Annotated in this window: 11 protein-coding genes and 1 pseudogene; all 12 read left to right on the forward strand. The window is 62.3% G+C overall.

Translation table 11 applies throughout. The features are described from left to right. The 12 genes and pseudogenes from leuB (at position 1) to purF (ending at position 13998) form a co-directional block, all read left to right on the forward strand. Positions 1 to 1104, forward strand: a complete 1104-nt coding sequence (gene leuB / locus EV688_RS09800; RefSeq protein ID WP_117317712.1) for a 3-isopropylmalate dehydrogenase — start codon at positions 1 to 3, stop codon at positions 1102 to 1104. An 18-nt stretch (positions 1105 to 1122) separates the two neighbouring features. Further along, a complete protein-coding gene (locus EV688_RS09805) occupies positions 1123 to 2148 on the forward strand; it encodes an aspartate-semialdehyde dehydrogenase (RefSeq protein WP_117317714.1) in 1026 nt (341 codons plus the stop codon). Positions 2149 to 2345: 197 nt separating this feature from the next. Then, the gene (locus EV688_RS09810; protein WP_117317716.1) at positions 2346 to 5144 is read left to right on the forward strand and encodes a motility hub landmark protein FimV; all 2799 of its coding nucleotides are present in this window, start codon (positions 2346 to 2348) and stop codon (positions 5142 to 5144) included. Next, positions 5137 to 5973, forward strand: coding sequence for a tRNA pseudouridine(38-40) synthase TruA (truA, locus tag EV688_RS09815; protein ID WP_240624352.1), 837 nt, complete (start codon positions 5137 to 5139; stop codon positions 5971 to 5973). Before EV688_RS09810 ends, truA begins: the two co-directional genes overlap by 8 nt. 66 nt (positions 5974 to 6039) lie before the next feature. After that, a complete protein-coding gene (locus EV688_RS09820; protein WP_117317720.1) occupies positions 6040 to 6690 on the forward strand; it encodes a phosphoribosylanthranilate isomerase in 651 nt (216 codons plus the stop codon). Continuing rightward, positions 6687 to 7907 carry a tryptophan synthase subunit beta gene (gene trpB, locus EV688_RS09825; protein ID WP_117317722.1) on the forward strand — a complete coding sequence of 407 codons (1221 nt, stop codon included), beginning with the start codon at positions 6687 to 6689 and terminating at the stop codon, positions 7905 to 7907. The genes EV688_RS09820 and trpB overlap by 4 nt, the downstream gene beginning before the upstream one ends. Positions 7908 to 7915: 8 nt before the next feature. Next, positions 7916 to 8749 carry a tryptophan synthase subunit alpha gene (trpA, locus tag EV688_RS09830; RefSeq protein WP_117317724.1) on the forward strand — a complete coding sequence of 278 codons (834 nt, stop codon included), beginning with the start codon at positions 7916 to 7918 and terminating at the stop codon, positions 8747 to 8749. Positions 8750 to 8789: 40 nt separating this feature from the next. Further along, positions 8790 to 9635, forward strand: a pseudogene (accD, locus tag EV688_RS09835) (acetyl-CoA carboxylase, carboxyltransferase subunit beta); the annotation flags it as partial. Positions 9636 to 10056: 421 nt separating this feature from the next. Then, a complete protein-coding gene (gene folC / locus EV688_RS09840) occupies positions 10057 to 11355 on the forward strand; it encodes a bifunctional tetrahydrofolate synthase/dihydrofolate synthase (RefSeq protein ID WP_240624360.1) in 1299 nt (432 codons plus the stop codon). Continuing rightward, positions 11340 to 11918, forward strand: coding sequence for an SPOR domain-containing protein (locus EV688_RS09845; protein ID WP_117317729.1), 579 nt, complete (start codon positions 11340 to 11342; stop codon positions 11916 to 11918). Before folC ends, EV688_RS09845 begins: the two co-directional genes overlap by 16 nt. Next, positions 11908 to 12429, forward strand: a complete 522-nt coding sequence (locus tag EV688_RS09850; RefSeq protein ID WP_117317731.1) for a CvpA family protein — start codon at positions 11908 to 11910, stop codon at positions 12427 to 12429. Before EV688_RS09845 ends, EV688_RS09850 begins: the two co-directional genes overlap by 11 nt. A 42-nt stretch (positions 12430 to 12471) precedes the next feature. Continuing rightward, on the forward strand, positions 12472 to 13998 hold the full coding sequence (purF, locus tag EV688_RS09855) for an amidophosphoribosyltransferase (protein WP_117317733.1): 1527 nt from the start codon (positions 12472 to 12474) through the stop codon (positions 13996 to 13998). Positions 13999 to 14001: the final 3 nt, after the last annotated feature.

A 14001-nucleotide genomic window follows, 5' to 3' on the forward strand; every position in this document is an offset into this window, starting at 1 on the left:
GTGGGCCGTCGGATTCTAATGCTGCCCGGGGATCACATCGGTGGCGAGATCGTTGCAGAGGCTGACAAAGTGCTGCGCGCGGTGGACCGGTGCTTTGGGCTTGGCCTTGATCTGGACTACGGGCTGATCGGCGGAGCGGCTCTGGACGTCGAGGGTGTACCGCTGCCGGACAGTACGCTGGCAAGTGCCCGGCAGTCGGATGCGATCCTGCTGGGCGCAGTGGGCGGGCCGCAGTGGGATGGGGTTGCGCGGGAACTGCGACCGGAGCGGGGGCTGCTGAAGATCCGCAGTGAGCTTGGACTTTTCGGTAACCTGCGCCCGGCGTTGCTCTATCCGCAGCTGGCGGGGGCTTCGAGCCTGAAGCCGGAAATCGTCGCTGGTCTTGATCTCCTGATTGTGCGGGAGCTGACGGGTGGCATTTATTTTGGTGAGCCGCGCGGCGTTCGCACGCTGGAAAACGGTGAGCGGGAAGGGTTCAATACCGATGTTTACCGGGAGTCAGAGATACAGCGAATTGCACATCTCGCTTTCAGGCTGGCGCGACAGCGCGATCGTCGCCTGTGCTCGGTCGACAAGGCGAACGTGCTCGAGGTGACCGCCCTGTGGCGCGAGGTTCTCGAGTCCATAGCGCCATCTTACCCCGATGTCGAGCTGACGCATCTCTACGTCGACAACGCGGCCATGCAGCTGGTCATGGCGCCGAAGCAGTTCGATGTCATCGTCACAGGGAATCTGTTTGGCGATATTCTGTCGGATGCGGCCGCGATGCTCACCGGATCCATAGGTATGTTACCCTCTGCATCGCTGAACGAAGCGGGTTTTGGCCTGTATGAACCGTGCCATGGCTCGGCACCGGACATTTCGGGGCAGGGCAGGGCCAACCCGCTGGCGACCATTCTGTCGGTCGCCATGATGATGCGCTATACGCTTGCCGAGCCTGCGGTGGCTATCGCCATCGAGGCGGCGGTCGGCCAGGTCCTCGATGCAGGTCTGCGTACCGCGGATATCTGCGCGCAGGGGCAGACAGCGATCACGACCGAAGCGATGGGCGATGCCGTGGTCGCCGCACTTTCACAACACAGCAGTACCAGACACAGCAGCTGAGAGGGGAGATACCGCCAGATGTCAAAAACCTATAATGTGGCCGTCGTCGGCGCAACCGGCGCGGTCGGTGAGGTCATGCTCGAGATTCTGGCCGAACGTCAGTTCCCGGTGGACAATCTCTACGCGCTGGCGAGTGAGCGCTCCGCGGGCAAGACAATCAGTTACGGCGACAGGCGCATTACCATCAGCAACCTGGCCGATTTCGATTTCAGCCAGGCGCACATCGGGCTTTTTTCCGCGGGAGGCTCCATTTCGGCGGAGTTCGCGCCGAAAGCGGCCGCTGCGGGCTGTGTGGTCATCGATAACACCTCGCATTTCCGACGCGACGATGACATACCGCTGGTGGTTCCCGAAGTGAACCCGGAGGCGCTGGCCAACTGGCGTGACCGCGGCATCATCGCCAACCCCAACTGTTCCACGATTCAGATGCTGGTGGCGCTGAAGCCGATCTACGATGCCGTCGGCATCCGCCGCGTTAACGTGGCGACCTACCAGGCCGTGTCGGGCACCGGCAAGGAAGCCATTGAGGAACTGGCCGGCCAGACCGCCCGTCTGCTGAACGGCCAGCCCGCAGAGCCCGAGGTCTATCCCAAGCAGATAGCGTTCAATGCTCTGCCACACATCGATACCTTTCAGGACAACGGCTACACGCGTGAAGAAATGAAGATGGTGTGGGAAACCCAGAAGATCTTTGGCGACAGTGGGCTTCTGGTGAATCCGACCTGCGTGCGTGTGCCTGTGTTCTTCGGGCATTCAGAGGCAGTGCATATCGAGACAGTCGACAAGATTTCCGCCGCCGAGGCGCAGGAGCTGCTGCGCAAGGCCCCGGGGATCACCTTGCTCGATGATCACGCCGACGGAGGATACGCCACCGCGGTGACGGAGGCCGCGGGTAAGGATCCGGTGTTTGTCAGCCGTGTGCGCGAGGATATCTCGCATCCGAGAGGTCTCGATCTCTGGGTGGTCGCAGACAATGTGCGCAAGGGCGCAGCGCTCAACAGCGTGCAGATCGCCGAACTTATGATCCGTGACTATCTTGATTAACGCATGGCCTTACTCGATACTTGAACCCCGCGCGGGGGGGCTGGCCACAGCACTGAGGCGTCTTTCAGCATTTTGTTCATATTGCGTTGCAAGCCGTTGTGAATAATGGCATTTTGCATTGTACGTTGTGAGTCCCTGAGGGGGGATCCCAGGCAATATCGCCTCCGGGAGTCAGGACAATAACAAGGCGTCGATACATGGCAAAGCGAGTTCACCTATCATCAGCTGTTCTCATTGGCAGTCTGCTGCATGCTGGAACGGTATCCGCTCTTGGCCTTGGCGACATCACCCTCAACTCCTACCTGAATGAGCCCCTCGACGCCGAGGTCAGGCTCAACGATACGCGGGATCTGGTCGCCGACGAGATCAAGGTACGCCTCGCCGGCACGGAGGATTTCGACCGTCTCGGCGTCGAGCGCAGCTATTTCCTCACACGCATTCAGTTCGAGGTCAGTATCGACCGCGAGCGCAATACTGGCGTCATTCGCCTGACAACTACGGAACCGGTACTCGAACCCTTTGTCGACGTCATTATCGAGGCGCGCTGGCCCTCCGGCAGGTTGTTGAGGGAGTACACGGTGCTGGTTGATCCCCCGGTGTTTCGCGAAGAGCCGCTGATAGTTTCCGCATCGGAGGAGGTTGCTGCGGCCGAGAGTGCTGCGCAGCGCTCTGACGATGCGTCCGAAGCGGCAGCAGAGCCTGACACGAGCGTTGACACGAGCAACGGCGGGGGCGGGCAGGTGACCACCAGCGGCAGCGAATTGCCGGCGGGCGGGATGCCCAGGCGGGCATTTTCAGCCGAAACTTCCGAGACTCCCGCGCCGGGTCAGCGCTATATGGTGCGGCGCGATGAAACGCTGTGGCAGATTGCCTCCCGGGGACGCCCGCAGGGCGTGAGCGTTCAGCAGGCGATGCTGGACATTCAGCGCCTCAATCCGGAAGCGTTCATCAATGGCAACATCAACCGCGTGAAGGCCGGCTACATCATTTATCTGCCTGCGGACGGCGATATCAGTTCAGGTGATTTTTCCGAGGCACTGGCCGAGGTGCAGCAGCAGAACGCAGACTGGGCGAGTCAGCAGGCGGGTACGCCAGGCGTGACGGCAGCCGCTTCCCTGCGCATCTCCGCAGACCCTGCCGATGGTTCGGACGCTCCTCTTGAAGGCCAGCCGTCACGCGAGGTCAGTGACGCCAGCGCCGCCGGCAGTGCAGCAGACGATTCCGCATCGCTCGCGCCAACCGTGCAGGACATTGCACCTGACGCACCGGCGACATCGGATGCCAGTGATGAAGAAGCCCGGTCGGGGCAGGGTGAGCTTGCGGGGCAACTCGCAGAGATGTCCGAGAGACTGGACACGCTCGAACAGATTGTTGCTCTCAAGGATGAGCAGATCGCCACACTCGAGCAGGCGCTGCGGGAAGCTCGCCTGGCAGCGCAGCAGGCGCCTGCTGCGCAAGCTGAAACGGCAGAGCCGCCGGCCGTGGCACCGTCGCGGTCTACGCCGGTGGCTGAAACACCCGTCCCAGAGCCGGCACCGCAGCCGGCGCCCGGTCTTCTCGAGCGTTTGGGCAGCTGGCTTTACGCGATCGCGGCGGCGCTGCTGGTCGCGCTTCTCGGCCTGTTGTTATGGCTGCGACGGCGTGAACAGGCGGCGCTCGAGGATGACAGCTTCGACGTCGATGGCGCACATGACGACGACAGTGACGACGTTTTCGCCGGCGTCACGCTTCGCGATGAACCGGCTGCGGCTGAGAAGCCGCCGACGGTGCCCGTCACACCGGTTGTTCCCGCAGGCCCGCAGCCGGGAAGTTCTGATGCTGCTGCACCTGCGCGTAATAATCGTGGCTACGGCGAACGTCGCTACGATGATTACATTGACGATTCCGGTGCGGGCGACGCACTTGCCGAGGCAGACATCTACATCGCTTACGGGCGATATCTGCAGGCGGCGGAACTGCTGACTACCGCGATCGACGCTGAGCCCGGTAACGCGGCCTACCGCCTGAAGCTGATCGAACTTTACGTCGATATGGGTGAGCCGGACAAAGCCGGGGAACAACTCAACGCATTGAGCGAGCTCGGTGATGCCGACGCCATGCGTCGGGGAGAGGCGATTGTCGGCAGTAGCGTCGAATCCGTGGCGCCCGCTAATGAGCCGGAGCCGGAAATTGCGCCGGAGCCGGAAATCGCGCCGGAGCCGGAAATCGCGCCGGAGCCGGATCCGAACGCGGAGATCGAGACAGAGTCTCAGTTCCAGTTCGCGCCGGAATCTGAAGGATTGTCAGCATTCGGTCCGCAGTCGTCACCCCTGCAGGAGTCCGAGCCGCAAGCGGAGTCTGCACCAGAGACAGCGGCAGAGCCCGAATCCCCCGAAGACGCCTGGCTCAGGTCCTACGAGGAGCCAGCAGCCGGTCCGGCGCCCTCGGCGCCGCTGGCGGGCACCCCCGCGGCCCGGGAAGATGCACGGGACGACGTCAGCTACGACGCGCCCGATGACCGCTCGATGGGGGAGGTCGAGTACGAGCCGCTGGAATTCTCCCTCGATGATATCTCCCCGGAGGACGACGAGGTTCTTGGCGTCTCTGGCGGCAGCCACGGCGCGGCGGGCCCGGTGCCCGACGACGTTTCGCGGCCTCCGCAGTCTGAAGAGGTCATGGAGCTGGAACTGGATTTCGACGAGTTGGCGATTGAGGACGACAGGCCGGCGGCGACAGCGGATCTGGAGGATGACGAGCTCGACCTCAGCGAGGCATTGCGTGAGGCGGAGGCGCCAGACGAGCACTCGCGTGATGACAGGGGCAGTGATGAGCCCGGCTCAGACGAGATGATGTTTGCCACCGATGCGGACCAGGTTGCGACAAAACTGGATCTTGCACGCGCCTACCTCGATATGGGCGACGATGACGGTGCACGCCGGATTCTCGAGCAGGTCATGTCTGCAGGATCTGAAGCGCAAGAGCGGGAAGCACGGGCCCTGCTCGACCGCATTGGCTGACAACCTCTTCAGTCAGCGTTCTGCCACTGCGGCTGGCGACATTGTCGCCTGCTGCGTCGAATATGATGGCAGTGGCTATTCAGGCTGGCAGTCGCAGTCCGGCGTCGCTACGGTGCAGGATTCACTGGAAAACGCCTTGTCCCGTGTGGCGAACCAGCCGCTTCGCGTTCACTGCGCTGGGCGCACCGATACCGGCGTCCACGCAGCGGCGCAGTGGATTCATTTTGTTGCGCCCTGCGAGCGTGGCAGTGGCGCCTGGGTCAGGGGCGGCAACGCCAATCTTCCGGGTGATATCCGCTTACTGCACGCAGCCACAGTAGCCACCGATTTTCATGCGCGTCACAGCGCCCTGGCACGACACTACCGCTACATCATCGCCAACACCCCTGTGGCGTCGGCCTTGTATCGCGACCGCGCAACCTGGATCCGGGAGCCGCTGGATGCGCCGCGCATGCACGAGGCCGCGCAGGTTCTTGTGGGTGAGCAGGACTTCAGTGCGTTTCGCGCCGCCTCCTGCCAGTCCCGCACGGCAATGCGCTGTGTGCACCGGGTGTCGGTGCGGCGATCAGGCCCCCTGGTGGCGATTGACATCTCCGCCAACGCCTTTCTCCACCACATGGTGCGCAACATCGCTGGCACGCTGGTTGCGGTTGGCTCGGGCAGACATAACGTGGCCTGGGTCGGTAGCCTGCTGCGTGACAGGGATCGCACCCGCGCAGCAGCCACGGCCGGGCCGCAGGGCCTCTACCTCACCGGCGTGACCTATCCCGAGCGCTTTGCGCTGCCGCAGGATCCGGCACAGGATCGTCCGCTTTTATTGCACGCCTGAGGCCATCCCGGGGCGCGTTTCTGTTATGATTGTGACACTTTGTTTCTGGTGAGGTGGACTGCCTGCATGCTCAGGACGCGCATCAAGATCTGCGGGCTGACGCGGCCCTGCGACGCTGAAGCGGCTGCTGCTCTGGGCATCGATGCACTTGGCCTCGTCTTTTATAATCCCAGCCCCAGGTCGGTATCGCTGGCGCAGGCCGCAGACATCGCTGCTGCCGTACCGCCCTTCGTGACGCTTGTCGCCCTGTTCGTGAATCCGGAAGCACAGTTTGTCGAGCGAGTGATCGAGAAGCTGCCGATAGGCATGCTGCAATTCCACGGCGATGAGTCGAGCAATTTCTGCGAGCAATTCAGGATGCCTTACCTCAAGGCGCTCAGGATGCGGCCGGATGTCGATCTCGCGCAGGAGGCCATTCCCTACCGCTCGGCCAGCGGCTTGTTGCTCGATACGTATCGTCCCGAGGCTCCGGGCGGCACCGGCGAGACGTTCAGCTGGGATGCCATACCCCCGGGCCTGACGCGCCCTGTGGTGCTCGCGGGCGGGCTGCATGCCGGAAATATCGGCCAGGCGATCACCCAGGTCCGACCGGCTGCGGTGGATGCCAGCACGGGGGTTGAAGTCGCGCCGGGTGAAAAAGACCCGCGCATGATCGCCGGGCTTGTCCAGGCAGTGCGTGAAGCAGATGATCAACTCAACAGCGAGATAGACGAATGACAAGCAAACTGGACAGCAGACTCATTGCGAGCATGCCGGACGCACAGGGTCGCTTTGGCGACTACGGTGGCAAATTCGTATCTGAAACGCTGATGCATGCGTTGGCCGAACTCGATGATGTGTACCGCATGCTGTCGAAAGACCCCGATTTCCAGCGCGAGTTCGACCACGACCTCGCGCATTATGTCGGTCGTCCCTCACCACTGTACGAGGCCCGCCGCTGGTCGGACATGATCGGGGGTGCACGTATTTACCTGAAGCGTGAGGACCTCAACCACACAGGTGCGCATAAGATTAATAACACCGTGGGGCAGGCCCTGCTCGCCAAGCATATGGGCAAGCCCCGGGTGATTGCCGAGACCGGCGCGGGCCAGCATGGTGTTGCCACCGCAACTATTGCTGCACGCCTCGGTCTCGAGTGCCACGTATTCATGGGCGCCGAGGATGTGCAGCGTCAGTCGCTCAACGTGTACCGCATGAAGTTGCTCGGCGCGACGGTGGTGCCGGTGACGTCCGGATCAAGCACCCTGAAGGATGCGATGAACGAGGCAATGCGCGACTGGGTGACCAACGTCGACAATACCTTCTACATCATCGGCAGCGTAGCCGGCCCACACCCGTATCCGATGATCGTTCGCGATTTCCAGTGCGTTATGGGTCGTGAAGCCCGCGCGCAGTCGCTGGCACAGACAGGCAGGCTGCCGGATGCGCTGGTCGCCTGTGTCGGCGGAGGCTCCAATGCGATCGGTCTGTTTCATCCGTTTCTGCAGGATGACGCCGTCGAGATCTACGGGGTCGAGGCAGGTGGTCATGGAATCGGCACAGGACGCCACGCGGCACCGCTCTCGGCGGGGTCTCCCGGCGTACTTCACGGCAATCGGACCTATCTCATGCAGGATGAAGATGGCCAGATTACCGAGACCCACTCGGTGTCGGCCGGCCTTGATTACCCCGGTGTCGGTCCCGAGCACTCCTGGTTGAAAGATACCGGCCGTGTCACCTACGTCTCTGCTGACGATACCGAGGCACTGGCGGCGTTTCACCGAGTCACGCGTACAGAAGGCATCATGCCGGCACTGGAAACCGCACATGCGCTGGCCTATGCCGAGAAACTCGCCGCGAGCATGACGCCTGAGCAGACCATTGTGGTTAACCTGTCCGGACGTGGTGACAAGGATATCCTGACCGTCGCCAAAATCGACGGTATAGAACTGTAAGGGACGCCATGAGTCGAATAGCGCAGCGTTTTGCCGACCTGTCTGCGGCCGGTCGCAAGGCCCTGATAACGTATGTCGTTGCCGGCGATCCGACCCCCGGGCTCACCGTGCCGTTGTTGCATGCACTGGTTGATGCCGGCGCCGACGTGATTGAGGTCGGGGTGCCGTTCTCCGACCCGATGTCCGAGGGTCCGGTCATACAGCGTGGCCATGAGCGTGCACTGAAGAACCGGGTACGTCTTCGCGATGTGTTGTCGATGGTCAGTGAATTTCGTGAAAAGGATCCCGATACCCCCTTGCTCCTGATGGGTTATGCCAATCCGGTGGAGCACATGGGCTACCCCGCGTTTGCCGACGCGGCAGTGAAAGCCGGTGTCGATGGTCTGCTGACGGTGGATGTTCCTCCGGAGGAAGTCGAGCGCGTGAATCGCGAGCTCAAGCGGGTAGGTATGGACAATATCTTCCTCATTGCACCGACGACGCCAGAAGCCCGGCTTCACCTGATCACTGACCAGGCCAGCGGCTTCATTTATTACGTGTCGCTGAAGGGCGTTACCGGTGCCGGAAATCTGGATATCGATGATGTCAGTGACCACGTGTCCCGTATCCGTCTCTGCACGGAACTCCCTGTCTGCGTCGGGTTCGGTATCAAGGATGCCGCATCGGCGGCTGCCGTGGCTCGCGTCGCAGATGGCGTCGTGGTGGGCTCGGCCCTCGTCAGCCTGGTGGCGGATGTTATCGCGGGCGGCGGCGAGCCCGCAGAGGCCATGGCAGCGGCGGCATCGCTGCTGGGAGAGATTCGCTCGGGCATTGATGCAAGGTCTGTAACTGACGCACTATAACGCCGCGCCGGCGCGGCCGGTCGGTTAGGAAGGGGGAGAAATGAGCTGGATTGACAAGATTTTGCCATCGGGCGTCAACCGCCAGTCGGGCAGCCGTCGAGCAAGCGTGCCGGAAGGGCTATGGAAGAAATGCATCAAATGCGAGGCGGTTCTCTACATTCCCGATCTGGAGCGCAATCGGGAGGTCTGCCCGAAATGCGATCATCACATGCGTATCGGCGCCCGCCGGCGCCTCGACCTGTTTCTTGACCCCGAGGGGCGCGAAGAGATTTTCAAGGACATCGAGCCGGTGGACCGGCTCAAGTTCCGGGACAAGAAACGCTATCGGGACCGGCTCTCGGCGGCCCAGAAGGCCACCGGCGAACGCGACGCACTGATTGCCATGCGCGGCAGCGTGCAGCAGATCCCGCTGGTGGCAGTCGCCTTCGAGTTCAATTTCCACGGTGGCTCCATGGGCTACGCGGTGGGAGAGAAATTCACGCGGGCGGCCCAGCTGGCGCTGGAGAACCGGCAGCCCCTGGTGTGTTTTTCGGCCTCTGGCGGCGCGCGCATGCAGGAAGCCCTGATCTCGCTGATGCAGATGGCGAAGACCAGCGCTGTCATTGAGCGGCTGCGTCAGGCGGGGGTGCCCTACATTTCCGTGCTGACGGACCCGATTTACGGCGGTGTTTCTGCCTCCCTGGCGTTGCTCGGCGACCTGAACATTGCCGAACCCGATGCCCGCGCCGGCTTTGCCGGGCCCAATATCATTGAGCAGACAATACGACAGAAGTTACCGAAGGGGTTCCAGCGCAGTGAATTTCTGCTGGAGCACGGGGCGATCGACATGATCGTGCATCGCGGTGACATGCGCGACACGATTGGTCGTGTGCTGGCCAAACTCACGGCCGTAGCCACTCACCCGGATCATGTCGATGGTGCCGAAAGCGCGACTGAAGCGGAGGAGGAAGCAGTACAGACAGAGGATCAGGACGCTGCAGTGATAGCCGCAGCAGCTGTGGTCCAGGGCGGCGCCGCCGATACCGGAGAGTTTGCCGCCGAATCTGCCTCTGAGCTTGCGCCGGGAGAGGTATCGGAAGCCTCCTCGGAGTCGCCTGCGGCGTCTGAAGACAGCGCTGTGGCAGACGTTTCCGGGTCTGCTTCCGCGGAGGCCGACAGCGCGTCCTCTGAAGATGACGAAGCGCTTGCCGCAGAGGCCGGGTCAGACGCGGAGTCTGACGATAACGATGCCTCTGAGGCCAGTCACGATTCGGCCGAATCGGCGCCATCGGATGACGAGGATCCGGACAAGAAGCCTGCGCGTGGAGATGACTGAAAATCGGGATCTCAACGCCTGGCTAACGCACCTAGAGACACTGCACCCGCGCAAGATTGATCTGGGGCTGGAGCGGGTTTCCGCTGTTGCCACACGACTCGGTTTGCTGCCGTGCCGCGTTCCCGTTATTACCGTCGCCGGAACCAATGGCAAGGGAACCGTTGTGCGCTGTGCCACCGCCCTGCTCGTTGCCGGCGGCAGGCGGGTAGGGACGTATTCCTCGCCGCACCTGATGCGCTACAACGAACGCATCTGCATTGATGGTCTGCCGGTCCCCGACGCATTGATTATTAGTGCCTTCATTGCCATTGACGGAGCACGGGGCGATATTTCCCTCAGTTACTTCGAGTTTGCCACGCTGGCAGCGCTGTACGTATTTCGAGACCAGCAGGTGGATATCGCGGTTCTGGAGGTCGGGCTTGGTGGCCGGCTCGATGCCGTGAATGCGGTAGATGCCAGCGTTGCGGTGGTCACGCGCATCGCGCTGGATCATCAGAAGTGGCTCGGCGATACCCTCGAGGCTATCGCCGCCGAGAAAGCGGGCATTGTGCGCGAGGCGAAGCCGGTTGTCCTCGCGGAACCCGGCTACCCTGACTCCCTGTATCGTGTGGTCGAGGATCGATTGGCGCGGCCCCAGCGCGCAGGTAGCCATTGGCAATGGCAGTTGCTCGGGGACCGGCAACTGGAGGTGACGCTGCCCAATGCCCAGCGGCTTCAGGTGCCGCTCTCGGCAGGCCTGCAGCCATCCAATGTCGCCGCTGCACTGTGTGCCGCGAGCCTGGCTGGCATGCCGGTCACACAGGCGATCGCCGAACAGGCGCTCGCCGGACTTGTCTTTCCGGGGCGGCAACAGCACGTGGCGTTCCAGGGCCTCGACCTTGTGCTTGATGTTGCCCACAATCCTGACGCGGCGCAGGCGCTGGCTGAGCACCTTGCGACGCTGCCCGCTGCCGAGACTATCGCCATTGTGGGTGTGCTGGGCGACAAGGACGTCAAAGGCGTCATCGAACCTCTGGCGCCGCATCTTTCTGGCGCTGTGGTCTGCAGCCTGCCCGATACGACGCGCTCGATGGCCTCGGCGACGCTTTCCCGCATTGTCAGCGCGTCCGGTGTGAACGTCATCGAAGAGACGGAAAATCCGCTGCAGGCGTGGAGCCGTCTTCTGGATCGTGTGTCGCCGGGCAATCGTGTCGTCGTCTTTGGGTCCTTCCACACGGTGGGGGGTATAATGCCCGCACTGCTGGATACTGGTGTCGCAGGAGACCTGGAGAAGACGTGGACACCCCTCTGAAACAGAGACTGGTCGGAGCCCTGATACTGGTTGCTCTTGGCGTGGTGTTCTGGCCGATCATCTTCGTGTCGCCCGAGCGGGCGTCGCCGACGCGGCCCGAGAATATCCCCCCCGCCCCCCGCGTGGACAACCGGGCGCTGCCGTCTCCGGACAGCGAGGGTCTGCGCGCCTCACCGGAGCCTGCCATTGCTGCCGTGGATGAAGGGGGAGATGTGACCTTACCGGAAGAGCCGAGGGACGCAGAACCCTCGCCAGCACCTGATCCGGGCCCCGTTACCCGTGATGCGTCGCCGGAATTGCCCGCGCTGGATGCCGACGGAATCCCGATTGCCTGGTCGCTGCAGGTCGCCACCATGAGCTCCCGGGACAAGGCGCAGCAGCTTCGCGACGAACTCAATCATCAGGAGATGAAATCCTACATCAGACCGCTACAACGCGGCAGCGGCACCCTGTACCGTGTGTACGTCGGTCCCAAGTTTGAACGCGCAGAACTGGAAACCATCAAGCAGCGCGTCGACGCACGCTACGGCGTTGAATCCCTGGTGGCGCGCTATGTCCCCTGACCTTGCCACGTTCAACGGCTTTGACTGGTTCGTGGTGGTGCTGCTGTCGGTCTCCATGGTCATCAGCCTGTGGCGGGGTTTTTCCCGGGAAGCACTGTCACTTGCCGGCTGGGTGATCGCTTTTATCACTGCTAACCTGTTTGCAAGCGATGTCGCAACGCTGCTGACGGGATTGATACAAAACCTGACAGGCCGCTATATCGTCGCCTGGTCGCTGGTGTTCGTGGTGGTGCTGCTTGTCTGTGGTCTGCTGGCAAAAGTCTTCTCGCGTGCGGTCAAGGCTTCCGGCCTGGGCTTGCTCGACCGGCTCCTGGGCACGGTTTTCGGTTTTCTGCGCGGTCTGCTGATTGTTCTGGCAATTGTCTTTGTGCTGCGGGACCTGGTGCCACCGCGGGATCAGCAGGTGCTGTACGAATCTGCACTGATGCCGTCCATCGACATGACGCTCGACTGGAGCCTGCGCGCTTTCGCCGATGTGCGTGCCGGTCAGGTGCCATCACTATCGCTGTGATAGCGAAACAAACACTCTGCGTTACAACCTGGAAAGTAGTCTATGTGCGGTCTGGTAGGTCTGGTGAGTCGTGACAACGTCAACGTGGCGCCCGAGATATATGACGCCCTGACGGTATTACAGCACCGCGGGCAGGACGCGGCGGGGATCATGACCTGCAGTCGCGGGAAATTCAATCAGCGCAAGAGTGAGGGCCTGGTACGCGATGTTTTCCGCCAGCAACACATGCAGCGGCTTGAGGGTTCGATGGGGATCGGGCATGTGCGCTACCCGACTGCCGGCAGTTCCGGGCCTGCGCTGGCGCAGCCGTTCTACGTGAACTCCCCCTACGGTATCGCACTGGCACACAATGGCAATCTGACCAATTCGGCGGCACTGACGCGCGCCCTGTTCGAGAGCGAGCTGCGGCACCTGAATACGGACTCGGACTCTGAGGTGCTGCTGAACATCTTTGCCTATGAGCTGCAGCGGCTGGGCAAGCTGAAGCCGCAGCCTTCCGATATTTTTGCTGCGGTGAACTCGGTCCATCGTCGCTGTCGCGGCGCGTATGCGGCGGTGGCCATGCTGGTCAACCACGGCATGGTGGCTTTCCGCGATCCATACGGTATCCGTCCGTTGGTGATCGGCTACAGGGACAGTCCCGGCGGCAGGGATTACCTGGTTGCCTCTGAGAGTGTCGCGCTGGACGTCGTCGGTTTTACCCTGATAGATGATGTCGCGCCGGGAGAGGCCGTGTTCGTCGATGGGGACGGCGTGCTGCACCGCCAGCAGTGTGCGGAAAACCCCGAGCTGCGCCCCTGTATTTTCGAGCATGTGTACTTCGCGCGCCCTGACAGCATGATCGACAGGATCTCTGTCTACAAAACGCGCATGCGGCAGGGGTCCGCGCTGGCAAGCAAGATCCAGCGCGAACGCCCACAGCACGATATCGATGTGGTGATTCCCATTCCCGACACCAGTCGTACCGCGGGGCAATCGCTGGCCCACGACCTGGGGATCAAGTTCCGTGAGGGCTTCATCAAGAATCGCTATATCGGCCGCACCTTCATCATGCCGGGACAGCGGCAGCGGCGGAAGTCCGTGCGCCAGAAGCTGAATCCGATCCGGCTCGAGTTCGAGGGCAAGAACGTGATGCTGGTGGATGATTCGATTGTTCGCGGCACGACGTCGCGGGAAATTATCCAGATGGCCAGGGATGCCGGCGCGGCGCGGGTGTACGTCGCGTCCGCGGCGCCCCCGGTGCGCTATCCCAACGTCTATGGCATCGACATGCCATCGGCCGCCGAACTGATTGCCCATGGGCGAACGGTGGACGAGGTCTGTGCGGCGATCGGCGCAGACTGGCTGGTGTACCAGGATCTGGATGACCTCGTGCGCTGCTCCCAGGAGGGTAACAGCAACGTGAGCGGTTTTGATTGCTCGGTATTTGACGGCAAGTACATCACCGGCGATGTTGATGCCGGGTATCTCAGGGATCTCGACGTGGCGCGCAACGACGAAGCGAGAGCGCAGCAGGATGCCAATGATCCCGCCCATGGTGCCGTTGTCGGCATACACAACGATCGCTAGTGG

It is taken from the genome of Chromatocurvus halotolerans, assembly GCF_004340525.1.
Classification (GTDB): domain Bacteria; phylum Pseudomonadota; class Gammaproteobacteria; order Pseudomonadales; family Halieaceae; genus Chromatocurvus; species Chromatocurvus halotolerans.

What these genes read in the sequence shown, in the direction of transcription:
- purF (WP_117317733.1), top strand. Translation starts at nt 12,472, where the DNA reads ATGTGCGGTCTGGTAGGTCTGGTGAGTCGTGACAACGTCAACGTGGCG.
- EV688_RS09850 (WP_117317731.1), top strand. Translation starts at nt 11,908, where the DNA reads ATGTCCCCTGACCTTGCCACGTTCAACGGCTTTGACTGGTTCGTGGTG.
- EV688_RS09820 (WP_117317720.1), top strand. Translation starts at nt 6,040, where the DNA reads ATGCTCAGGACGCGCATCAAGATCTGCGGGCTGACGCGGCCCTGCGAC.
- EV688_RS09805 (WP_117317714.1), top strand. Translation starts at nt 1,123, where the DNA reads ATGTCAAAAACCTATAATGTGGCCGTCGTCGGCGCAACCGGCGCGGTC.
- trpB (WP_117317722.1), top strand. Translation starts at nt 6,687, where the DNA reads ATGACAAGCAAACTGGACAGCAGACTCATTGCGAGCATGCCGGACGCA.
- EV688_RS09810 (WP_117317716.1), top strand. Translation starts at nt 2,346, where the DNA reads ATGGCAAAGCGAGTTCACCTATCATCAGCTGTTCTCATTGGCAGTCTG.
- trpA (WP_117317724.1), top strand. Translation starts at nt 7,916, where the DNA reads ATGAGTCGAATAGCGCAGCGTTTTGCCGACCTGTCTGCGGCCGGTCGC.
- folC (WP_240624360.1), top strand. Translation starts at nt 10,057, where the DNA reads ATGACTGAAAATCGGGATCTCAACGCCTGGCTAACGCACCTAGAGACA.